We start from the raw sequence: 20528 nt of genomic DNA on the forward strand, positions 1-20528 counted from the left end.
CAAGGAAAAAGCTTGTCCCAACCGGCAAACGAGGGAACCTAGAGAAAGAGGGTTGTCGATGAGTACGATTATGGTCGTTGAAGACGATGCCAAAATTGCGGAATTACTGCAATCCCATATAGAAAAATACGGTTATCATGCTGTAGTCGCGGATGATTTCGGAAAGGTGTTTGATCTGTTCCAAAAAATTCGGCCCGACCTAGTTTTGCTTGATATCAATCTCCCTAGCTTTGACGGGTATTATTGGTGCAGGCAGATCCGGCGCGTGTCGACCTGCCCCATCATCTTTATTTCCGCGCGTACGGGGGAGATGGATCAGGTGATGGCGCTGGAAAACGGGGCTGACGATTACATCACGAAGCCGTTTCACTATGAGCTGGTGATGGCCAAAATCCGCAGCCAGCTGCGGCGCAGCGTCGGCGAATACGCTCCGAAGATGGAGGAACGTACAGTGGAGGTCGAGGGGCTGGTCCTCTATCCGGAGCGGATGGAGGTTCATTGGGACGGTCACCTGCTCGAGTTGAGCAAAAAAGAAGCGCTGCTCCTGGAGCTGTTGATGAAGCGCTCTCCGCGCGTGACCAGTCGGGAAGCACTGCTGGATAAGCTGTGGGATGACCAAAATTTTGTCGATGAAAATACACTCAATGTCAATGTGGCTCGCGTCCGTAAAAAATTGCAGGATGCGGGAATTGAGGGGGCCATCGAGACGGTTCGGGGAGCAGGCTACCGTTTGGTCGTGACGTGGAGGGATGATGCATGAAGCTTTTTTGGCGAGAGCATCTTCCGTTGCTGCTGCTTCAGACCGTCATATTGTTTTTTGTCCTTCTGATCTATTGGCTGGATGGGTATCGGAATTTGCCAACGGCGCTGTATAGCGTCTTTTTTGGCTATTTTTTGCTTTCCGGCTACTTGCTGTATCGGTATGTCACCCATAAATCGTTTTACAAACGTCTGTCAGAGCCGATGGAAATCTGGACGGAACGCAATCGGCGGAAAGAGGCGGCGCCTTTACCGCAGGCGCTTTTTGAACTGCTGGACTCACAGTATAGACGGTATCAGGAGCAGATCCATACTTATGAACGCAAGCAGCAGGAGCACGTCACGTTCATGAATCAATGGGTGCATCAGATGAAGACCCCGCTATCGGTCATCCATCTCACAGTGCAGGAAGAGGATGATCCCCGTCTGGAAAGCATCCGGGAAGAAGCGGATCGGATCGGCAAAGGCTTGGAGATGGTGCTGTATATGTCCAGGCTGGATACATTTGAGCATGACTTCCGGGTGGAGTCCGTCTGTCTCAAAAAAATCGCCAACGACGTCATTCACGAAAACAAACGCCTGTTTATTCGCCATTATGTGTATCCGAAGGTGGAGATCGAAGAAGGGCTGACGGTTCATACCGATGCGAAATGGCTGACTTTCATCGTGAATCAGTTGATCACCAATGCCATTCGCTACTCGTCGGGGACGCGGGAAAACATCGTGGTTTCCGCTCATCTGCGCGGGGATGACACTGTCCTTGAGATCCGTGATCGAGGAGTCGGCATACCCAAAATGGACCTAAAGCGAGTATTTCGCCCCTTCTTTACGGGAGAAAACGGTCGGAAGTTCAGCGAATCGACCGGTATGGGATTGTATTTGGTCAAGGAAGTATGCGATCGGTTAGGACATACGGTCGAATTGGAATCGGAACAAGGCGTGGGGACAACCGTACGCATCGTTTTCCGGCGAATGGAGTCATAATTTTTTCAACTGAACACTGCAACCGGTAAGAAAACTTTCTACCATGTTTATGATTTCATGGAGGAAAGGTGTACTTAGGGGCTGTCTTTCCTCAACTGGATAGGTTTATCGCTTGCTTAGCATCTTGTTCTTTGATATGATTACTTTGCTGTGCTAGACGGGGAGGTTGCGGTGCCCTGTAACCTGCAATCCGCAATAGCAGGGTTGAATTCCTGTCAGAGGAGTTCTCATGTGAGGCTGCCTTGTAGGGGCGGTGTTGAGGAGCGGGTCCTGTGCGACGCGAACCCATGAACCTGGTCAGGTCCGGAAGGAAGCAGCCATAAGTGGTATTTCGCGTGTGCCGCAGGGGTGCCTGCTCTGAGCTGGCCCTACAAGTAACGCTTGGATGGGAATATTCAATGGCAGGTGCACAGCATCCTACTAAAGCGATAAACGGTTTGTCCTTTTGGACAGGCCGTTTTTTATTTTACAGATAAGGATTTAAAAATTCTTATACAGTATAAGGGCAACCGCGGATCCGCCAATAAGCATGGCGTAGCCAGGTTTTCTAATCGAAGATTCGATAAAATGTTTCATTGAATTGCATGGAAAGCTTCAATGCGTCACTAAACGTGGCGTTTTTTGTTAGATTGTGGCGGATGTCCTCGAAACATTTTCATGCCGCACAAGACTTGATGCGGAAGGGCTTACAATATCGTTTGACGAATTTTCAAGAAAAGTTTGACTGAATATTCGAATACGAGTTGGGGGGGCAACGGATGCGTTCGTTACAATCTTTGCAGCAACGGTTTGCCGAGAAGTTGACCGCTTCACCACATCTTGGGGTAGTGCTACTTGATCAGGATGCGCATCTTGTGGAAATCAGTCAGATGGCTTGTAAAGTGTTAGGAATCAACCGGGCAGAGGTCATGGGAAAACACATTGATCAGGCATTCGCCGGGATTCCAGAAGATAATCGCCTGGTGCAGAGGGAACTGCTCGCCGGAGTCAAAGTACATAATCAAGCAATTTCCTGGACCAACAGCAATCAGCGCTATGAACTTTTGGTCGATTCAAATACCCTCCACAATGATGAGGGAGAATGCATCGGCGCTTACGTGCTGTTTAAAGACATTACCAACCTTCGATCCTTTGAGCAAAAAATTGAAAGAAGCGACCGCTTGGCCATGATCGGCCAAATTGCCGCCGGCACCGCGCATGAAATACGCAATCCGCTCACGTCGATCAAAGGATTTTTGCAAATGTTTCTCAAGTCGTTTACAGAAAGCGGAATGGAGCGGGAACGTTCCTATACGGAAATCATGTTGACGGAGATTAACCGGATCAACGCGCTGGTCAGCGAATTCCTATTGCTAAGCAAACCGCGCGATGTGCAATACTCGCTGGTAGACCTGAACACGGTGTTTGCCGAGATTTTGCCGATCGTGGAGAGCCAGGCGCTGCTACACGGAATCGAGGTGCAGTATCTAGCAGGGGATTTGCCGCTGGTGGTCGGGGATACCGAGCTGTTGAAGCAGGTTTTTCTGAACATTTGCAAGAACGGCCTGGAAGCGATGGGGAAAGAAGGCGTGCTGTCGATCGATCATCATGTCGAGGCGGATTCCGACCGAATCAGCATCAACATTCATGATAATGGACCGGGAATCCCGCTTTACGTCATCGATAAAATATTTGATCCGTTTTTCACCACAAAAGACGAAGGGACGGGTTTGGGTCTGTCTGTTTGTCAAAAGATCGTTCACGATATCGGAGGGCAAATTCGCATCTCATCGAAGGGATACGGTACGACCTTTCATATTCTCCTGCCGTATCTATGACGCTGTCCCTTCCCCGTACGGGAGGGGCATTTTTTTTCGGACTGTCCGCACAAAAGCATGCACTGCGTCACCTCGTTTGTTTGAAAATGGCATACGGTATAGTATAATAAATTAGATATATTCTTGGCTGTACCGATCATACGGGACAGATTGGAAGTGGCAAAAATGGCGTATACAGCGCTTTACCGGGTGTGGAGACCGCAAACCTTCGGGGACCTTGTGGGGCAGTCGCACGTAACGACGACGCTTCGCAATGCGATCCGCGAAGAACGACTTTCACACGCCTATTTGTTTAATGGACCGCGTGGAACAGGGAAAACCAGTGCGGCCAAAATCATGGCGAAAGCAGTAAACTGTGAGCAGCCGCAGGATGGGGAGCCATGCAATGAGTGCCAGGCATGCCGCGCGATTACAGATGGCGCCGTGACCGATGTCTTGGAAATTGACGCTGCCTCCAACCGCGGTGTAGAAGAAATTCGGGATATTCGCGACAAGGTAAAATTTGCGCCGAGCGATGTGACCTACAAGGTGTACATCATTGACGAGGTGCATATGCTGACCACGGAGGCGTTTAACGCTCTGCTCAAAACCTTGGAAGAGCCACCTTCGCACGTGCTGTTCATCTTGGCGACGACCGAGCCGCATAAATTGCCGGCGACGATTATTTCGCGCTGTCAACGTTTTGACTTTCACCGGATCTCCTTGCAGGAGACCGTTGGCCGTTTGCGGCATATCTGTGATTCACAGCAGGTTGAAGTAGAGGAGCAGGCCCTGCAGCTTGTGGCCAAAAAGGCCGAGGGCGGGATGCGCGATGCGTTGAGCCTCCTGGACCAAGCCATCAGCTACAGCGGGACGAAAGTTACGCTTGGCGATATCATCCAAATTACGGGCACGGTCTCGCAAACGTACTTCTCTGTGCTGGCCAAGCTGATTGCCGAGCAGGATGTCTCCGGTGTCATGGAGCAATTTGATCAGGTGATGGTGCAGGGGAAAGACCCCGAGCAATTTTTGCATGATTTCATGTTTTATTATCGCGATATGCTGTTGGCGAAAACAGCGCCGAAGCTTCAGGAGATTGTCGAGCGAGCGATGGTGGACGAACAGTTCATGCAGGTCGCGGAACAATATTCCGTACCGCTGCTGTATGAGGTAATCGAATCGTTGAGTCAAGCATTGACCCAATTGAAGTGGTCGACCTACGCACGCGTACTCGTCGAGCTGACGTTGGTGAAGCTGTGCCAGCCGACGGTGAAGCAAGCAACGGGATCGGTGCAGGTGTCCGTGCAGGCAGAAGCAGCATCGTCGGATGAGGTTCAGATTTTGACCAGACGGGTGGCGATGCTCGAGGAGAAGATCACGCAGCTGCTCGCTGGCCAAGTGGTGGGAGCAGGCGCAGTCCCGGCTACAGCTGAAAAAGCGAAAACGCGTGAACCGCGCAGAACGGCTTCTTCAATAGGCGGAGCGCGCGCACCGATCACCAAAGTGCGTGACGCGGTTCGCTCGATCGATGAAGGGTTGACCCAACGGGTGCGCGGCTCCTGGAGCCAGATTTTGAATGAGATCAAAAAGGTCAAAATCCAATACCAGGCTTGGATCGTGAACGGCACGCCGGTGGCAGCCAGCCAGGATGCGCTTATTGTCGTCTTTACCAGCTCGATTCACTGCGAGAAAACGATGGAAGCCGAGCTGAGAAGCGTCGTCGAGCGAACGGTACAGCTCGTATGTGGCAAACCGCTGGCGCTTCTGTCCATCATGGAGGAAGAATGGCAGGAGTTGCAGGTGCAGGTGGGTGAGACTGAGGCTGCCAAGGAAAAAAATCCGGATGAACCCGATCCTTTTGTCGCAGAGGCGCTTAAACTTGTAGGAGAGCATTTGTTAGAAATCAAAGACTAGCTGAAAGCGGGGAATTTACCATGAAAAACATGCAGCAAATGATGAAACAAGTTAAGAAAATGCAAGAAGATATGCAAAAAGCCCAGGAGGCACTAAAAGAGCAAGTTGTGGAAGCGTCTGTCGGCGGCGGAGCTATTACGGTAAAGGCAAACGGTCACAAGGAAATCGTAGCGATCACAATCAAACCGGAAGTCATCGATCCGGAAGATGCGGAAATGCTGCAAGACCTGGTTTTGACCGCTACAAACGAAGCACTGCGTAAAGTGGATGAGCTGACTGCCAAAGAAATGGGACGTTTTACAGGCGGTATGAACATCCCAGGCTTGTTCTAGGAGAACGACTATGTTCTATCCGGAACCCGTCTCCAGGCTTATTGAAGGCTTTATGAAGCTGCCGGGGATCGGTCCCAAAACGGCGGCGAGACTGGCGTTCTTCGTGCTCAACATGAAAGAAGACGATGTGCTCGATTTAGCAAAAGCGCTCGTCAACGCCAAGCGCCAGCTTCATTACTGCTCGGTTTGCAATAACATTACCGATGTTGATCCTTGCCACATCTGCAGCGACAAGCGGCGGGATGCATCGATCATTTGCGTCGTCCAGGAGCCGCGGGATGTGGTGGCAATGGAAAAAACGCGCGAGTTCCAAGGACAATATCATGTTCTCCAAGGGGCGATTTCGCCGATGGACGGAATCGGACCGGAAGACATCCGCATTCCCGATCTGCTGAAGCGGATTGGAGCAGATGAGACGGTCAAGGAAATCATCCTAGCGACCAATCCCAATGTAGAGGGAGAAGCGACGGCGATGTACTTGTCCCGCTTGATCAAGCCATTCGGCATCCGTGTTACGCGAATTGCACACGGTTTGCCGGTGGGCGGGGATCTGGAATACGCCGATGAGGTCACATTGACCAAAGCTTTGGAAGGACGCCGTGAAGTTTAATAAAAATGGAAAAGGACAGGGGAAAATCCCTTGTCCTTTTTTAATTCTCTGCAATATTAACAATTTCTTAATACCGACTTAACTTCACCTTCATCCTAACAAACTAGTATTACAAGTGTGAAAGGCAGAAGCAATCAAACACTCTTGTAAGGGGGCTTTATCTTGAAGAAGTTTTCAACCGCTTTGTTTGGATGTGTTCTCTCCGTTGGTTTACTGTTGGCTGGATGTGGCAATACACCTGCGCCAGCTAGTCAAGAGTCGGCACCGGCTCAATCGGCGACTCCAGCACCAACACCTGCACCAGAACCAACTAAGGCGGGTGCTCCAGTAACAGCAGTCGGTTCCACAGCATTGCAGCCTTTGGTTGAACAAGCTGCCAAAGACTTCATGGCGAAAAACGCAGGCGCACAAATTCAAGTGCAAGGCGGCGGTAGCGGTACTGGCTTGAGCCAAGTAGCGAACGGCGCAGCGACGATCGGTAACTCCGACATTTTCGCTGAAGAGAAAAAAGGAATTCCTGCAAACGAACTCGTTGACCATAAAGTAGCGGTTGTTGGAATGGTTGCCGCAGTCAGTCCAAAAGTCGGCATCGATAACCTGACGAAACAACAATTGATTGATATCTTCACAGGCAAAATCAAAAACTGGAAAGAAGTCGGCGGCGCAGACATGAAAGTGACGCTGGTAAACCGCGCGAAAAGCTCCGGTACACGTGCAGTCTTCAAAAAATTTGCCCTCGATGGCAACGAAGAAGCGGAAGGCATCACTGAGGATGCATCCGGTACAGTTCGTAAAATCATCAACGAAACACCTGGCGCAATTGGTTACCTAGCTCTCTCCTACATTGACGATTCGGTAAAAGCTCTGAAACTGGATGGCGTCGAAGCGAAAAAAGAAACCATCGTAGACAACAAGTACCCTGTTTGGGCGTATGAGCACATGTACACAAAAGGCGAAGCTGCTGACACAGCAAAAACGTTCCTCGATTTCATCCTGAGCGATGAAGTTCAACAAAAAACGGTAACAGACTTAGGCTTCATCCCAGTCACGGAAATGAAAGTAGAACGTGACGTAGAAGGTAAAGTTACACAAAAATAAGCAATGCTTGGCGAAGACGGAATAATGGGAATCGAGGGGTAGCATACCCCTCATTCTCCATGTTCGGGTAAGGGGGGAATATGATGAATTCTCAGCAGGGGACAATTGTAGAGAAAAATGTCATCAAGCAAGCCGGGGGTATTTCCAGCAGTGTCAATCAGACTGAGCTGAAACGCAAATTGCTGACAGCAAACAAAAGCCAGCAGATGGCAAGCTTTTTTGGTCGGATGTACACGATGGTTGCAGCAGGACTTTTAATCGTTGTCGTACTTTCCATCACGTATTTTATTGCTTCAAAAGGATTGTCCACGTTTTTTGTCGATAAAGTAAGCTTTACGGAATTTTTGAGTGGGACCAAATGGGACCCAGAGGATGACCCTGCTTCCTATGGAGCGCTTTCGTTTATTCTTGGTTCGTTTTTTGTGACTGCTTTGGCAGCTATCATTGCCGCGCCATTGGGAATCGGCGCAGCGATTTTCATGACTGAGATTTACCCGAAGTTTGGGAAAAAGGTGTTGAAGCCCGTAATCGAGTTGTTGGTCGGGATTCCATCTGTTGTATACGGCTATATAGGACTTACCGTTTTGGTACCTTTCATTCGTGATAGATTCGAAGTACTTGGCTTCAGCTTGCTGGCAGGGGGCATCGTCCTGGCGATCATGATTTTGCCGACGATCACGAGCGTCGCAACGGACGCGATCGAAGCGGTTCCGCAGGATATCCGCAATGCGTCGCTGGCTCTGGGTGCAACCCGTTGGCAAACGATTTGGAATGTTGTTCTCCATAGTTCACGACCTGGGTTGCTCACAGCGATCGTCCTGGGGATGGCCCGCGCGTTTGGTGAAGCGCTCGCGGTGCAGATGGTTATCGGGAACACGCTGAAGCTGCCGGGCTCCCTGCTTGACCCGATCAGCACGCTGACAAGCGGAATTACGCTGAACATGGGGAATACGATCCAAGGGACTCCTTACAACAATGCGCTGTGGAGCATGGCGTTGCTGCTGCTTTTGATGTCCTTTGCGTTTATTGCAATCATTCGGATTCTGGGGAGAAAGAAGTTGGTGCATAAATGAGTGCGAAAGCAATGGACCGCGTAGCGACGGTCATTTTGATGACATTTGCGGTTTTGATTATCGGTCTTTTGATTGGTTTGCTCGGCTTTATCCTGACACAAGGGTGGCATAAGCTTTCCCTCGATTTCATCACCTCTGCGCCTGATTTGGTCAATGCGGGCGGGGGGATCGGTCCGCAGCTCTTCAATTCGCTTTACCTGCTGGTGTTGACCATGATCATTTCGCTTCCGCTCGGCTTGGGTGCGGGAATTTACATGGCGGAATATGCGCCAGACAACAAATTCACGCAATTCATCCGCATTAGCATTGAGGTCTTGTCCTCGCTGCCATCGATTGTGGTCGGTCTGTTTGGTCTCCTCGTTTTCGTTACGATGACAGGCTGGGGATATACGCTGCTTTCCGGTGCGCTTGTCCTGACCGTCTTCAACCTGCCGCTGATGGTGCGGATCATTGAGGATGCAATTCGTAACGTGCCGCAAAATCAGAAGGAAGCGAGCTTGGCTCTTGGTATTACCAAGTGGAAAACGATTATTTCGGTTGTGCTGCCTGCAGCATTGCCAGGTATTATTACGGGAACGATTCTGGCTTCGGGCCGGATTTTTGGTGAAGCGGCAGCCCTGCTGTTTACAGCCGGCATGTCTTCGCCGGACCTGAATTTCCATGATCCGAGCCTCAGCAGCCCGACATCACCGCTCAACCCACTCCGTCCAGCTGAGACATTGGCGGTGCATATTTGGAAAGTAAACAGCGAAGGCTTGACGCCGGATGCACGCGATGTCGCTGATGGCGCTGCTGCGATTCTGGTCATTGCGGTGCTGGTGTTCAATTTGTCCGCGCGATGGTTCGGCAAATGGATTTATCGGAAAATGACGTCCGGTGCGTAACATCGAGAGGGATGGTGATGATAGTCAAATGAACACACTTGTAGAAAAAGATGTTGTCATTCAAGCAAGAGACCTGTCCGTCTCCTACGGTGAAAAAAAGGCGGTCAAAAATATCAATCTCGATATCCAGCGCAATTCGGTAATGGCGTTTATCGGCCCATCCGGCTGCGGTAAGTCGACGTTTTTGCGCAGCATCAACAGGATGAACGATCTGATTCCATCCTGCAAGGTGACCGGTTCGATCGAAATCGACGGAATTGCCATCAACGATCCGAAGGTGAACATCGAGGCGCTGCGCGAGATCGTGGGCATGGTGTTCCAACGGCCGAACCCGTTCTTCAAGTCGATTTATGAAAATATCGCGTTCGCGCCCCGATTCCACGGCATCAAAGGGAAGGCACAGCTCGATGAGATTGTGGAACAGAGCCTTCGCAAGGCAGCGCTCTGGGATGAAGTGAAGGATCGCCTGAATGCATCCGCATTGTCGCTGTCCGGTGGCCAGCAGCAGCGGCTGTGCATTGCGCGTACGATTGCGGTTCGCCCCTCCATCCTGCTTTTGGATGAACCAGCGTCCGCGCTTGACCCGATCTCCACGATGAAGATCGAGGAGCTGATTACCGAACTGAAGGAAGAGTACACGATCGTCATCGTAACGCACAACATGCATCAGGCTGCAAGGATATCCGATCAAACGGCATTCTTCCTGATGGGGGAGCTAGTGGAAGTAAACGACACATCAACACTGTTTACCAACCCTGCGGATAAAAAAACAGAAGAGTATATTACAGGACGTTTTGGTTGATGGAAACACCGGCACACATAGAGATGCCGGTGTTTTTTATTTTGGGTTTGACCGAATTAGTATAATTTTTCAGCAAAATTTCCAAGATAATATTCACCGGACTGACTCGGAGAGTTATATAATCGAGATTTAGATGACTCTTTTTTGCGAAAAAGACGACCCGCGAGAAAAAGTGCGACTTTTTTGCGTGGACAAACATATAGTGAAGTAGGAGCGTGAAGAGATGCAAGTACGACTGGGGCTGCAACCTGAGCTGCATCCGCGAAAGGAACGGGCAGTGACATGGGCGGTATTGATGCTCGCTGCCTATCTGCTTCAATTCGTCGTGGAGTGGGCCTTTATTCGTTTTACAAAGGACGATCATGGCCAATGGATGGCCTATACGGTGGAAACCCCAGAGGGATGGCTGAATGCTGCATTGATCGTTTCATTGCTGTTCGGACTTGTTTGTGCCGTCGGATTCGTCTGGCGATTCTTTCGCAGAGAACGCCTCCACAGCGTCCTGTGGCAGGGCCAAGGCTTGACGGGGACCGATTTTCTCTATACGCTCGCGTGGCTGCAAGTGTTGTTGGTTGCTCAATATTTGGTGTACGGCTTTTTCGTAGCGTTTCCGATTTTTCCTGAAGGATCGGTAGGAGGTCTGCTCGAATCGGCATCGTTTCAACTCAGCATCTTGCTGATCGCTGTTTTTCAGTATTGGGGAAGATGGGCCGATCTGGGCTTTCGCAAACCGAAAAACATCGGACGCATGGTGTTGATGCTAATCTTGCTGATGGGATTCATTCTGTTCGTGTTGGACATGTTGGTCACGACGCCGCTTTCCCAGTTTTTTGACCTTTCGCTCGTATCGGAGCGGCAGGATCAGATTGAATCGGAGATCATGCAGGCCAAGTCATACGATTGGGTACATGGCATTATGTCCATCCTCATGACAGGCGTGTTGGTGCCAATCGCCGAAGAGATTTTGTTCCGCGGCGTGATCCAGACGAGCCTTGTCAAACGATGGGGTGCTTTCTGGGGGATTGCGATCAGCAGCATCTGGTTTGCCTCTGTGCATATCGATATCGCCCTGTTTGTGCCGCTGTTTACGATCAGTTTGGCAATCGGTTATTTGCGCCACCGGTTTAACAGCATCTGGGGTGCAATTATTTTGCATAGCTTGAACAATTTGGTCAGCGTCATCTTTTATTTCAACTAATTGGCGATAAGAGGGGCGGGGTACCGTGAAATGGTGGAAGCGGAAGAACGTGGAGGCGCAAAGGGAGGAACGCCCTCCCTTATGGTCTCTGCAGGAAGCAGTCGAGCAGGCGAAGCGCGATTGGCAAAATGCGCATCATTACATCAACGGTTCTGAGCGGGATGTCCAAATCGACAACGGCATTTACTACTTAAAGCTCACGGAGAAACGATACATGTTCCTTTTGCAGCAGGCGCGCCGTGAGCGAGGTTTGTGATCGTATAAGAATTTATAAGTGCTTGCGCTTATAAATTCTGGAGCGGAAGACGGAGTACCTCAGCGTTACTTCCAGCATAGGCATCGGTAAAAACTTCCACAGATCGAAGGATCTGCTTCTTGAAAGGACTTCTGAAAGAAGTTTTTCTTAGCAATCCAGGTACAGGAGGGGCCGGCATGGGATTGGAATGGGGCATAGGGATTGTGATCGTTGGTTTTCTGTTGGTCGTAGCGGCGAGCAAATCGGTGACCAAACCGCTGCGCTGGGCCGGCGTGCTGGCTCTGCAATTCGTCATAGGCGCCGTGCTGCTGTTTTTCGCCAATATCATCGGAGAGATGGCGGGGTATCATATCCCGATTAATCCGGTGACCGCATTTTTGACCGGTTTTTTGCGTATTCCCGGTGTTTTGGCAATGGTGGTTATCAAGCTGTATCTGGTTTAACCGTCTGTCAGCATAAAGGATATGGTGGCGCTGTCGTATTTAATCCGGCAGCGTTTTGGTTTGCCTAGCGACATTACTAGCGCGGCAAGGCGCGGAATACAGAGAACTAGAGAGCCTAGCACGAGCGCAATCCCATAGCTCGGGGGAAGCCAAACGTATAGCGCAGCAGCAACTAGCAGGCTGCCCGTGCAGACGGTGACCTCAACACCGCGAAAAAAGGAAAGGGATATCGGCATTGGCGTCGATACGCCCCACCACGGCGAGAACAGCATGACGAGTGAGAGCTTGGTGGTATGCGAGTGCGCGTAGGCGTAGAGACGATACAGGAAAAAGTGCAAAAATGGCACAGCAGCCACGACGGATAAGGAAATGAACAATTTTCCAAGCGGAATCGCCGTCAAGCGCGCCGTCACGAACAAGCCGATGATTAAAAGCAAAAGTTGGATAGCTGGTCCGATTAGCCGCCAACGCAGCCGGAAAATTAGCTTGTAGCTGTAAATCGTCTGTTCCTTCATAGGGCCCCCTTTCATTGACAGAGCGGAAAAGTGGAATTATAATGAGTGCATCAATGAGAATGATTATCAAAAAATGAATGAAAGATGCGCTTGCTTCTGTCTTCATCGTACCGTTTACGGGAGAAAGGAAGCAAGTCTCATCATAAAAACGGGTCGGTGGCACTGCCATCGACTTTGTCTTGGATGATGGAGCGAAAACATCGTATGAACATATTGATTACCGGTGGAGCCGGCTTTATTGGCGCAAATTTATGCAGATTTCTTTTGGAGCAGCACAAAGCGGAGCGGGTGATCGCAGTCGATTCGTTCCATTCGTACTACGATCCGGCGATCAAACGCAAACGCATGGCTTTACTGGAAAAACTACCCGGATTTTGCTTGGTTGAAACAGACATTTTGGACACGGCTGCGATGAGTCAACTGATGGAAAAGGAAAAACCCGATGCCATCATCCACCTTGCTGCGATTCCCGGCGTACGCGGTTCGCTCGATGATCCGCTGGGTTATGTCGATGTTGACGTCAAAGGAACCGTACAAATGCTCGAACTGGCTCGCAAGTATGGGATTGCTCGAATCGTGGCAGCGTCTTCCTCATCCGTATACGGCGAAAGGGCGGTTGACCGCTCTTTTTGCGAAAGTGAACCCGATTTGAATCCGATTTCGCCGTATGCAGCCAGCAAAGCAGCGGCGGAGCTGTTTTGCCGGACGTATACGCAGCTCTACGGGATGCATGTGACGGCACTCCGGTTTTTCACGGTGTACGGACCCGGTCAACGTCCCGACATGGCCATCTCCAAGTTTGTGAAAAGCATCATGGAGGACAAACCAATTACCGTATTCGACCTGCAATCGGTCCGAGACTATACGTATGTCGATGACATCGTGCGAGGGATTTGGGCCGCCGTACAACAGGCAAACGGCTGGCAAGTCTACAATTTGGGTAGCGGACATCCGGTCAGTCTATTGGAGTTGGTGCGTCTGCTAGAACAAACGACGGGAAAAAGCGCTCATATGCAGCGGCAAGGGGCACAACCTGGGGATGTGAGCGGCACATGGGCGAATACCGAACAGGCCCGCGAACGATTGGGATGGAGCGCCGAGGTTTCTTTGCCCGATGGATTGCGACGGTATGTTGAGTGGTGGTTGCGGCAATGAAGCGAAAAATTCTTTTTTGGGCGGCCTGGTGTCTAATCTTGGTCTCCGCTTATTTGGCGGTGACCCAATTAAACGGGGCAGAATTATGGGAAGGCGCGAAGCGACTGGCGGAGCATTGGTGGCTGCTTGTGCTGATGGCTGTATGCTATGCCGCCGCATTTTGGCTGCGGAGCGTAGGTTGGCAGATCCAAATGGGGAAAACGGAAGGCAAACGGGCAACCGTCGAACAATTGTGGCTGTACCATCATATCGGCTTATTTTTGAACCATATCTTGCCTATCAAGGGTGGTGAGCTGGCCAGAGCGGGTTTGCTCAAAGCCAAGCACCACCTTGATTGGGGGCAATCGCTTTATTCGGTCGGCGTGAACAGGCTGCTCGACATGAGCGCCCTGTTTGTCATCGCCTGCCTGACGATGTTTGTCATCGCGCCTGAGATGCTCGCAACGTGGTTCGGCATGAAAAACAGCTTTACGCAATTTGCCCCGCTTGTAGCGTTGTCGGTCGTTTACGCTGTTACACGCATGGCTAGACGCTACCAGGACAAACTGCCGCCGTTGGTTGGGAAACTGTTGGCGCAGCGGGCAAACGGAAAAGAATGGTGGCTGGCGTTTGCATTCACGGCTCTCGGGTGGATGCTTGAGGCAGCGGTGATCGGGTCGGTGGTGGTTGGTCTTGGCGGGAGCTTGAGTGCCGTTCAGGCCATGCTTGTCCACGTTCTGACGATCATGGGCCAAACGCTGCATGTGACGCCGGGCGGCATCGGCACCTATGAGGCGGTCATGTCGACCTTGCTGGTCCAGGTTGCAGGCAAAACGCTTGTTTTTGCACTGCAGGCGGCAATTCTGTCGCACGGTTTTAAATTTTTGTATTCCTTCCTGATGGGCGGGTATGCGGCTTGGCGGCTGTCGCTTTCACCGCTTCAGCTATACCGTCAGGCGAAGGAAGAAAGGGGAGGTGCCTAATGAAAAAAGCATCCCGGTTCGAAAAGGTGGCCGCGCGCTGTTGGAATGTACTCAACGAAGGGAAGCCATTTACGCCAGTGTTTATCATCGGCCTCTTTTTGCTTTACCACGCGGGAGAGTGGAGCCAGCTTTCCTTTTGGCAGGATGGGGGAATGGCGTTTCTCTGGACACTGCCGCTTCTCGCGCTCTATTTTACCTATGATTTTCCCCTGCATTTGCGAACGTTTCTATGGATCCCGTTCGCAGCGGCCTACTGGCTATGGGGAGGCAGCTATTTATTTGGTCTGTTCGGGCTGGCAATCGGACTTTATTTCTTTTTTACCGTCATCTTTTGGGGGACGATTTACTATCATTTGCGGATCGGGACGACCTTGTGGAATTTCACCCGGTTTTGGAAGCTGGTTTTGAAAAATAGCGATTCTACCAGCGGCAATGCCCAGGAGCAGATTCCCAAATTTTTGACGCTGCTGGTGGTTATTGAGTCGGCGTTCCGGCTGCAGGAAATCGGGCATCAGGCGGCAGGGTCGCTCGTTTACCTGTATTTCGCGGCAACGGTTGCGCTTTTTAGCTACCTCGTTCATCGTCTGCTTTTTACATGGAAACCGAAAGAGTATGAGACATATACACAAAATGCACCGGCCGATAAACCTTTGGCCAAAAAAGTGTATATGGTAGTAATAGATGGCTGCAATAAAGACCGTCTGGAGGTTGCTAGATCGCCGTTTTTGGACTGGCTCAAGGAAAACGGAACCGAGTTTCGGAATATGGAGACGGTTTACCCTGCCCGGACGGTTGTCTGCTTTTCGTCCATGTTTACTGGGACATACCCGCGCTATCATGGGATAAAAAGCAACATGGTCTACAAACACGGCATTAATACGGAAAGTATTTTCGACTGCCTGCGCGCGATCGGCAAAAAAGGAATTATGCTGGCGGTTGCCCATCTGGTTGATGCATTTGGCGACGATGTCTACACATACACGGCTGTGACCAAAAACGATGTGGTCGACACCAAAATCATCAATCGTGCAAAGCAGATCGTCGAGGAAGAAGATCCGGATTTGCTGATCGTGCAGCTGATCTCGACCGACCAGACCGGCCACAGCCGCGGCGTATTTTACGATGAGTATTTGGAGAAAATTGCGGAGGCAGACGCACTCGTCGCTGATTTTTATGAATGGTTGAAAGCGCGCGGCGAGTTGGAGGATGCCGCTTTCATCGTATGCGCCGATCATGGACAATCCGATGGTATCGGGGGGCATGGCCATTTGGATGAAGGAGAGCGATTCGTACCGTTCATCGTCCATGGGCCCATGATTGAAAAGGGAGTCAAGGTGGACTCCTGGCAATCGCTAGTCAGCGTTGCGCCAACGATCGCCTATCTGATGGGGGCACCGTATCCGAAAGAAGCTCGCGGGCCTGTATTAACCGATGCGATTGCACCTTCCACTTTGCAAACAGGAGAGAAAACGAATGGCAGAGCAGATTCTTACTATCGTCATTCCGGCGCGTAACGAAGAAGGTGCGATTGGCGAAGTAATTCGTAAAGTACCGAGAAGCTTTCACCCCGCTGTGCATGTGAAAGTGATGGTGGTTGACGATGGCTCAACCGACCGGACCGTCGAGGTGGCACGCGCTGCCGGGGCTGATGATATTTATACGATGCCGACCAATACCGGACTTGGGGCTGCTGTCCGGTCAGGGTTGCGGGAGGCGTACGAACGCGGAGCCGACTATGCAGTGATGATCGATGCGGACAATGAGTATCCTGCGGAGCAGATCCCCGAGCTGGTTGCCCCTTTGCTTGATGACGAGGCGGATTATGTGATGGGTTCCCGTTTTATGGGCACAATAAAAGGAATGAAAGTGCATCGGCGCTGGGGCAATTATGTGTTCACCCTGATCCAGATGATTTTGCTGCGTCGCTTGATTTATGACGGGCAATCCGGCATGCGGGCATTCTCCCGAGCTGCGCTGGCTGATTTGGAGATCATCCATGACTATAATTACGCCCAGGTGATGACGCTTAATCTTGTACGCAAAGGCTATCGGATGAAGGAAATCCCGATTCGCTACCAGGTGCGGATGACAGGCACCTCTTTTATCCGGTTTTGGGCTTACCTGTCCAAAGTGATTCCGGCGATCTGGCGCGAGATGAGACGTCCTGTTCATCCGGGAATCCGGCGTACGGCAAAAGGGGGCCGCACATTCCTTGTGTCAACGGAAGCTGAGGCTGATTTCATCTACAACCAACAAAAAAACGCAAAATAGCCTCATGGGACTGTTTGCAAAATGGGACATCGAGCTGATTTCCTCCACGCAAGCTAATGGAGCGGCCGCAGACGGCCTGGTGGTGTGTGGAGAGGAAGCAACGATGGATTCGGTGATTTTGCCTGACCAAGTTCAGGACGCTACTGCAAATGCCTCACAGGGGCGGCAGCTCCCGTTCTTGATTCTAGTGTTTGGGGAAAGCGATTCGATTCCGTCTGGCTTGGCAGATGAACTCCACCGAAAATATGCGGCGCATCCTGTTGAAGTGGTGCGCTTTTTTCTTATGCCAAGCGGCAATAGGGCGATCATTGGCGGTGAGCCAGAAGGTCATTGGGTTTCCTGCCTGCGCCGCCTTGCCGCACGCGAGGGGATCATTTCCTTAGTCTGTGCGCGCACCGAGGTGGATGAGATCGTCTGGCAGCTGGACAAGTATCTGCGGCTGAAACAACGCTTCTATTTGCACATGGCGCGGCGGTATGAATCAGGATTGGCACGCCTAGGGATCGTCGCCCAAGCGTTGGGGATGGACGAGCGAATTGGACAAGGCTGGTTGTATCAAGATGGGCTGGGTAAAAGGCGCATGAAGGAAATCGAACGATGGCTGCAAAATAATATGAAAGCAGTACTGACGCAATTTCGTCCGCAGCGTGTGGTCGTTTGCGGATATTACGAGCAAATTGACAGCCTGACCGCATGGCTGATTGAACAGGAACCGCGAATTCAGACATGCACGTATGCTGTCGATCTTCCGGAAAACACGAATGAAGAGAAAGACAAAACCTTGATTTGCCGTTCATTGCCAGAGCTTTTGCATGATGCCGAGCTGCTGGTCATCGTTGGTGCAGACAGCGCGCTAGAAGAGCTTCATCTTGAGCGTTTAACGCAGCAAATGAAGCGTCCGACCGTTATTGACGCGCTTTCTCTGTTTCCTGTGGATGAGGCGAAGCTATTCGGGATTACCTACATCACGTATGGGCAAAACACGAACGATAGGAATGAAAATTATACTGGAAGGAAATAATGAATGGTAGAATAAGGAAGGGAGTCGGCGGTGGTCATGATGCAAGTAGCCCATCAATGCATCGTCTGTGGTGAAGCACGCTCAGCCGGGATCGCGATTTGCGATCAGTTTATTTGCCAGGCCTGTGAACAGGAGATGGTGAAGACGGATGTGGACGACGCGAAATATCCGTTTTTCATCAGACAGATGAAGCAAATTTGGTTCAAGATGGATGCGTAAACGGTGGCATCGGCTAAACGGCTGATGCCCGTTTCCTTTTAACAAGCCTGTCCGCGACGTGTTACAATATACCCACAACGATTAAAAGGACGTGACGCAGTAGTGGGACATCGGACAGATGCATTTTGGGAGCGGCAAAAAAGGACGCCGTTGTATGACGCATTGGTCGCGCATCAAAAAAGTCGGCCGCACTCATTTCACGTGCCCGGGCACAAATTTGGCGCCAGCTTTGATGAAGTGGGCAGACATCGATTTGCCGATCTGCTCGCGCTGGATGTGACGGAAATTACAGGGATGGACGATTTGCATCAACCAGAGGGCGTAATCGCGGAGGCTCAGACGTTGGCTGCTGAGGCGTTTGGGGCGGACGAAACGCGTTTTCTCGTCGGCGGTAGCACAGCCGGCAACATTGCGTTGATCATGGCCGTCTGTAAGCCAGGTGACAAGATCGTCGTGCAGCGCAATTGTCATAAATCGGTGTACCATGGGCTGATGCTGGCGCGGGCCAATCCGATTTTCATCGTGCCTGCCGTCGATCCCGATACGGGCGTGGCCGCAGGTTTGCGTCGCGAAGATGTCGAACGCGCGCTGCAAGCTCATCCCGATGCAAAGGCGGTTTTCTTGACCAATCCTACCTACTACGGAATGGGCATCGACTTGGTCAAAATGGCGGCGACCGTACACCGGCACGACATTCCTCTGCTGGTCGATGAAGCACATGGCGCGCATTATGGGTTTCATCCGGCTCTGCCGCCTTCCGCCATGCAATGCGGAGCGGATGCCGCCGTGCAGTCGACTCACAAAATGGCAACTTCTATGACCATGTCGTCCATGGTTCATATAAAAGGCACGCGAATCAACAGGCAGCGATTGAATCGGGCGTTGGCGATGATTCAATCATCCAGCCCATCGTATGTACTCATGGCTTCACTTGATCTGGCCAGACGACATACCATGTTGGAAATGGGCAAAGAAATCGATCGGGTACTGCCGAGACTGACTTGGCTGCAAGAACGGCTACAAGTCGTTCCGTGGCTCTTTGTTCCGGCGATGACCGATCATTACGTATACGCGACACGAGATCCGCTCAAGCTGCTCCTGTCATTGCGCACGAGCGACCTAAACGGATACCAGCTTCAGACACAATTCGAGAATCGCGGCGTTTTTCCCGAATTTGCACAATTAACGCATGTTCTGCTCGCCGCCTCGACAGGAACTCGCGACGAAGATGTAGAACAAGTATTGAAATCGGTTGAGGCAATGTCGGCGCGCCCGCTGCGTGTCGAGCATGAGTGGACGCGGCCAGGCGTGTTGGCCTCCAGCTTCTTGCGCGAGCAGGTGATAGCCATGCACGAAGCTGTCGACCGACCTCGCGAGCTGATCGCTCTGGAAGACGCGCAAGGACACATCTGCGCGGAAATGGTGATCCCTTATCCGCCGGGCATTCCGCTTCTTGTCCCGGGTGAACGAATTGATGAGCAAGTGTTGCAGCTCATTTCCAAGCTTCGCGACGGGGGCGCCAGATTTCACGGAGTGAACGATCCGAGTCTTGCCAGCATCGAGATCATCGCATGAGGGGGAACGCAATTTTGACAGGTTTATTCATCACCTTCGAAGGCCCGGATGGGGCTGGCAAAACGACGCAGGTAAAAGCGTTTGCCGAAAGGCTCGCCAGTATGGGGCACGAAGTGGTTCTGACAAGAGAGCCGGGGGGTACAGCGATCAGCGACAAAATCAGAAGCTTGATCCTGGACCCGGCGCATACAGAAATGGCTGATTCGGCCGAGGTGCTGCTCTACGCGGCTTCCCGCGCGCAGCATGTACAAGAAAAAATCAATCCCGCTTTGAAAAGCGGCAAATTCGTCGTATGCGACCGATTTGTCGAAGCCAGCATCGCGTACCAGGGATATGGCCTGGAGATCGAGCTGGAGCAAATCAAACGAATCAATCAGTTCGCAACAGGCGGTCTGATTCCAGACCGGACATATTTACTGGACCTTTCTGTAGCGGACGGGCGCGAACGACTGAAGGCGCGCACCGGTCTGGACCGAATTGAGCAAAAGGGAGCCGCTTACCACGAGCGCGTCCGCCAAGGATTTCTGGAGATTGCCAAAGAGCATCCGCAGCGCATCCGCGTAATCGATGCGAGTCGGTCTGTCGAGGAGATGGCCGAAGAGATTTTTGCAGATTTCACACGTTGGCTCACAGAAAAGAATTAACCTGTAACGATACTGAA

Annotated in this window: 21 protein-coding genes, 1 other RNA gene and 1 pseudogene; 22 read left to right on the plus strand and 1 reads right to left on the minus strand. The window is 51.4% G+C overall.

Translation table 11 applies throughout. The annotated features are described in order from the left end of the window. The first annotated feature begins 58 nt into the window (after nucleotides 1-58). The 14 genes and pseudogenes from EDM56_RS22665 (at nucleotide 59) to EDM56_RS22730 (ending at nucleotide 12149) form a co-directional block, all read left to right on the plus strand. Nucleotides 59-760: a response regulator transcription factor gene (locus EDM56_RS22665; RefSeq protein ID WP_122920211.1), complete on the plus strand. Its 702-nt coding sequence runs from the start codon at nucleotides 59-61 to the stop codon at nucleotides 758-760. After that, complete coding sequence (locus EDM56_RS22670) at nucleotides 757-1743, plus strand: sensor histidine kinase (protein ID WP_122920212.1); 987 nt, start codon at nucleotides 757-759, stop codon at nucleotides 1741-1743. The genes EDM56_RS22665 and EDM56_RS22670 overlap by 4 nt, the downstream gene beginning before the upstream one ends. Before the next feature lie 148 nt (nucleotides 1744-1891). After that, nucleotides 1892-2156, plus strand: an RNA gene (gene ffs / locus EDM56_RS22675) — signal recognition particle sRNA large type. A 357-nt stretch (nucleotides 2157-2513) separates the two neighbouring features. Beyond that, nucleotides 2514-3560 (plus strand): annotated as a pseudogene (locus EDM56_RS22680) (ATP-binding protein); the annotation flags it as partial. Between the two features lie 165 nt (nucleotides 3561-3725). After that, nucleotides 3726-5453, plus strand: a complete 1728-nt coding sequence (dnaX, locus tag EDM56_RS22685) for a DNA polymerase III subunit gamma/tau (protein WP_122920214.1) — start codon at nucleotides 3726-3728, stop codon at nucleotides 5451-5453. Between the two features lie 20 nt (nucleotides 5454-5473). Then, on the plus strand, nucleotides 5474-5785 hold the full coding sequence (locus EDM56_RS22690; protein ID WP_122920215.1) for a YbaB/EbfC family nucleoid-associated protein: 312 nt from the start codon (nucleotides 5474-5476) through the stop codon (nucleotides 5783-5785). A 10-nt stretch (nucleotides 5786-5795) separates the two neighbouring features. Next, nucleotides 5796-6395, plus strand: coding sequence for a recombination mediator RecR (recR, locus tag EDM56_RS22695; protein ID WP_122920216.1), 600 nt, complete (start codon nucleotides 5796-5798; stop codon nucleotides 6393-6395). Between the two features lie 162 nt (nucleotides 6396-6557). Continuing rightward, nucleotides 6558-7493 carry a phosphate ABC transporter substrate-binding protein gene (locus EDM56_RS22700; RefSeq protein WP_122920217.1) on the plus strand — a complete coding sequence of 312 codons (936 nt, stop codon included), beginning with the start codon at nucleotides 6558-6560 and terminating at the stop codon, nucleotides 7491-7493. An 80-nt stretch (nucleotides 7494-7573) separates the two neighbouring features. Beyond that, nucleotides 7574-8566, plus strand: a complete 993-nt coding sequence (gene pstC, locus EDM56_RS22705) for a phosphate ABC transporter permease subunit PstC (protein ID WP_425456349.1) — start codon at nucleotides 7574-7576, stop codon at nucleotides 8564-8566. Continuing rightward, on the plus strand, nucleotides 8563-9450 hold the full coding sequence (pstA, locus tag EDM56_RS22710) for a phosphate ABC transporter permease PstA (protein WP_122920219.1): 888 nt from the start codon (nucleotides 8563-8565) through the stop codon (nucleotides 9448-9450). Before pstC ends, pstA begins: the two co-directional genes overlap by 4 nt. A 28-nt stretch (nucleotides 9451-9478) precedes the next feature. Continuing rightward, on the plus strand, nucleotides 9479-10252 hold the full coding sequence (gene pstB, locus EDM56_RS22715; RefSeq protein WP_122920220.1) for a phosphate ABC transporter ATP-binding protein PstB: 774 nt from the start codon (nucleotides 9479-9481) through the stop codon (nucleotides 10250-10252). A gap of 223 nt (nucleotides 10253-10475) precedes the next feature. Next, complete coding sequence (locus tag EDM56_RS22720; RefSeq protein WP_122920221.1) at nucleotides 10476-11450, plus strand: CPBP family intramembrane glutamic endopeptidase; 975 nt, start codon at nucleotides 10476-10478, stop codon at nucleotides 11448-11450. Nucleotides 11451-11475: 25 nt separating this feature from the next. Continuing rightward, nucleotides 11476-11706, plus strand: coding sequence for a DUF2508 family protein (locus tag EDM56_RS22725; RefSeq protein ID WP_246009492.1), 231 nt, complete (start codon nucleotides 11476-11478; stop codon nucleotides 11704-11706). Between the two features lie 176 nt (nucleotides 11707-11882). Next, nucleotides 11883-12149, plus strand: coding sequence for a pro-sigmaK processing inhibitor BofA family protein (locus EDM56_RS22730; protein ID WP_122920222.1), 267 nt, complete (start codon nucleotides 11883-11885; stop codon nucleotides 12147-12149). Here EDM56_RS22730 and EDM56_RS22735 read toward each other — a convergent pair. Beyond that, a complete protein-coding gene (locus tag EDM56_RS22735; protein WP_122920223.1) occupies nucleotides 12146-12664 on the minus strand; it encodes a hypothetical protein in 519 nt (172 codons plus the stop codon). The genes EDM56_RS22730 and EDM56_RS22735 overlap by 4 nt on opposite strands. A gap of 204 nt (nucleotides 12665-12868) precedes the next feature. Here EDM56_RS22735 and EDM56_RS22740 point away from each other — a divergent pair, with 204 nt between their 5' ends. The 8 genes from EDM56_RS22740 to tmk all read left to right on the plus strand — a co-directional run bounded on the left by EDM56_RS22740 (nucleotide 12869) and on the right by tmk (nucleotide 20511). Then, nucleotides 12869-13819, plus strand: a complete 951-nt coding sequence (locus EDM56_RS22740; RefSeq protein ID WP_183192559.1) for an NAD-dependent epimerase/dehydratase family protein — start codon at nucleotides 12869-12871, stop codon at nucleotides 13817-13819. Next, nucleotides 13816-14781 carry a lysylphosphatidylglycerol synthase transmembrane domain-containing protein gene (locus tag EDM56_RS22745; RefSeq protein WP_122920225.1) on the plus strand — a complete coding sequence of 322 codons (966 nt, stop codon included), beginning with the start codon at nucleotides 13816-13818 and terminating at the stop codon, nucleotides 14779-14781. Before EDM56_RS22740 ends, EDM56_RS22745 begins: the two co-directional genes overlap by 4 nt. After that, nucleotides 14781-16295 carry an alkaline phosphatase family protein gene (locus EDM56_RS22750; protein ID WP_122920226.1) on the plus strand — a complete coding sequence of 505 codons (1515 nt, stop codon included), beginning with the start codon at nucleotides 14781-14783 and terminating at the stop codon, nucleotides 16293-16295. Before EDM56_RS22745 ends, EDM56_RS22750 begins: the two co-directional genes overlap by 1 nt. Further along, nucleotides 16255-17052 (plus strand): glycosyltransferase family 2 protein, encoded by a 798-nt coding sequence (locus EDM56_RS22755; protein ID WP_122920227.1) that lies wholly within the window; start codon nucleotides 16255-16257, stop codon nucleotides 17050-17052. The genes EDM56_RS22750 and EDM56_RS22755 overlap by 41 nt, the downstream gene beginning before the upstream one ends. Next, entirely contained in the window at nucleotides 16994-18073 is a 1080-nt protein-coding gene (locus EDM56_RS22760) for a hypothetical protein (protein ID WP_148040414.1), read from the plus strand. Before EDM56_RS22755 ends, EDM56_RS22760 begins: the two co-directional genes overlap by 59 nt. Before the next feature lie 36 nt (nucleotides 18074-18109). Beyond that, nucleotides 18110-18292, plus strand: a complete 183-nt coding sequence (locus tag EDM56_RS22765; RefSeq protein ID WP_122920333.1) for a sigma factor G inhibitor Gin — start codon at nucleotides 18110-18112, stop codon at nucleotides 18290-18292. Between the two features lie 102 nt (nucleotides 18293-18394). Then, a complete protein-coding gene (locus tag EDM56_RS22770; protein ID WP_246009493.1) occupies nucleotides 18395-19867 on the plus strand; it encodes an aminotransferase class I/II-fold pyridoxal phosphate-dependent enzyme in 1473 nt (490 codons plus the stop codon). A 14-nt stretch (nucleotides 19868-19881) separates the two neighbouring features. Beyond that, complete coding sequence (tmk, locus tag EDM56_RS22775) at nucleotides 19882-20511, plus strand: dTMP kinase (protein ID WP_122920229.1); 630 nt, start codon at nucleotides 19882-19884, stop codon at nucleotides 20509-20511. Nucleotides 20512-20528: the final 17 nt, after the last annotated feature.

Source organism: Brevibacillus fluminis, from assembly GCF_003710825.1.
GTDB lineage: Bacteria > Bacillota > Bacilli > Brevibacillales > Brevibacillaceae > Brevibacillus_D > Brevibacillus_D fluminis.

Bases quoted from the DNA above. Each gene is read 5' to 3' on its own strand.
- EDM56_RS22665 (WP_122920211.1), top strand. From the start codon at position 59: ATGAGTACGATTATGGTCGTTGAAGACGATGCCAAAATTGCGGAATTA.
- EDM56_RS22670 (WP_122920212.1), top strand. From the start codon at position 757: ATGAAGCTTTTTTGGCGAGAGCATCTTCCGTTGCTGCTGCTTCAGACC.
- dnaX (WP_122920214.1), top strand. From the start codon at position 3,726: ATGGCGTATACAGCGCTTTACCGGGTGTGGAGACCGCAAACCTTCGGG.
- EDM56_RS22690 (WP_122920215.1), top strand. From the start codon at position 5,474: ATGAAAAACATGCAGCAAATGATGAAACAAGTTAAGAAAATGCAAGAA.
- recR (WP_122920216.1), top strand. From the start codon at position 5,796: ATGTTCTATCCGGAACCCGTCTCCAGGCTTATTGAAGGCTTTATGAAG.
- pstC (WP_425456349.1), top strand. From the start codon at position 7,574: ATGATGAATTCTCAGCAGGGGACAATTGTAGAGAAAAATGTCATCAAG.
- pstA (WP_122920219.1), top strand. From the start codon at position 8,563: ATGAGTGCGAAAGCAATGGACCGCGTAGCGACGGTCATTTTGATGACA.
- pstB (WP_122920220.1), top strand. From the start codon at position 9,479: ATGAACACACTTGTAGAAAAAGATGTTGTCATTCAAGCAAGAGACCTG.
- EDM56_RS22720 (WP_122920221.1), top strand. From the start codon at position 10,476: ATGCAAGTACGACTGGGGCTGCAACCTGAGCTGCATCCGCGAAAGGAA.
- EDM56_RS22730 (WP_122920222.1), top strand. From the start codon at position 11,883: ATGGGATTGGAATGGGGCATAGGGATTGTGATCGTTGGTTTTCTGTTG.
- EDM56_RS22735 (WP_122920223.1), bottom strand. From the start codon at position 12,664: ATGAAGGAACAGACGATTTACAGCTACAAGCTAATTTTCCGGCTGCGT.
- EDM56_RS22740 (WP_183192559.1), top strand. From the start codon at position 12,869: ATGAACATATTGATTACCGGTGGAGCCGGCTTTATTGGCGCAAATTTA.
- EDM56_RS22745 (WP_122920225.1), top strand. From the start codon at position 13,816: ATGAAGCGAAAAATTCTTTTTTGGGCGGCCTGGTGTCTAATCTTGGTC.
- EDM56_RS22750 (WP_122920226.1), top strand. From the start codon at position 14,781: ATGAAAAAAGCATCCCGGTTCGAAAAGGTGGCCGCGCGCTGTTGGAAT.
- EDM56_RS22755 (WP_122920227.1), top strand. From the start codon at position 16,255: ATGGCAGAGCAGATTCTTACTATCGTCATTCCGGCGCGTAACGAAGAA.
- EDM56_RS22765 (WP_122920333.1), top strand. From the start codon at position 18,110: ATGATGCAAGTAGCCCATCAATGCATCGTCTGTGGTGAAGCACGCTCA.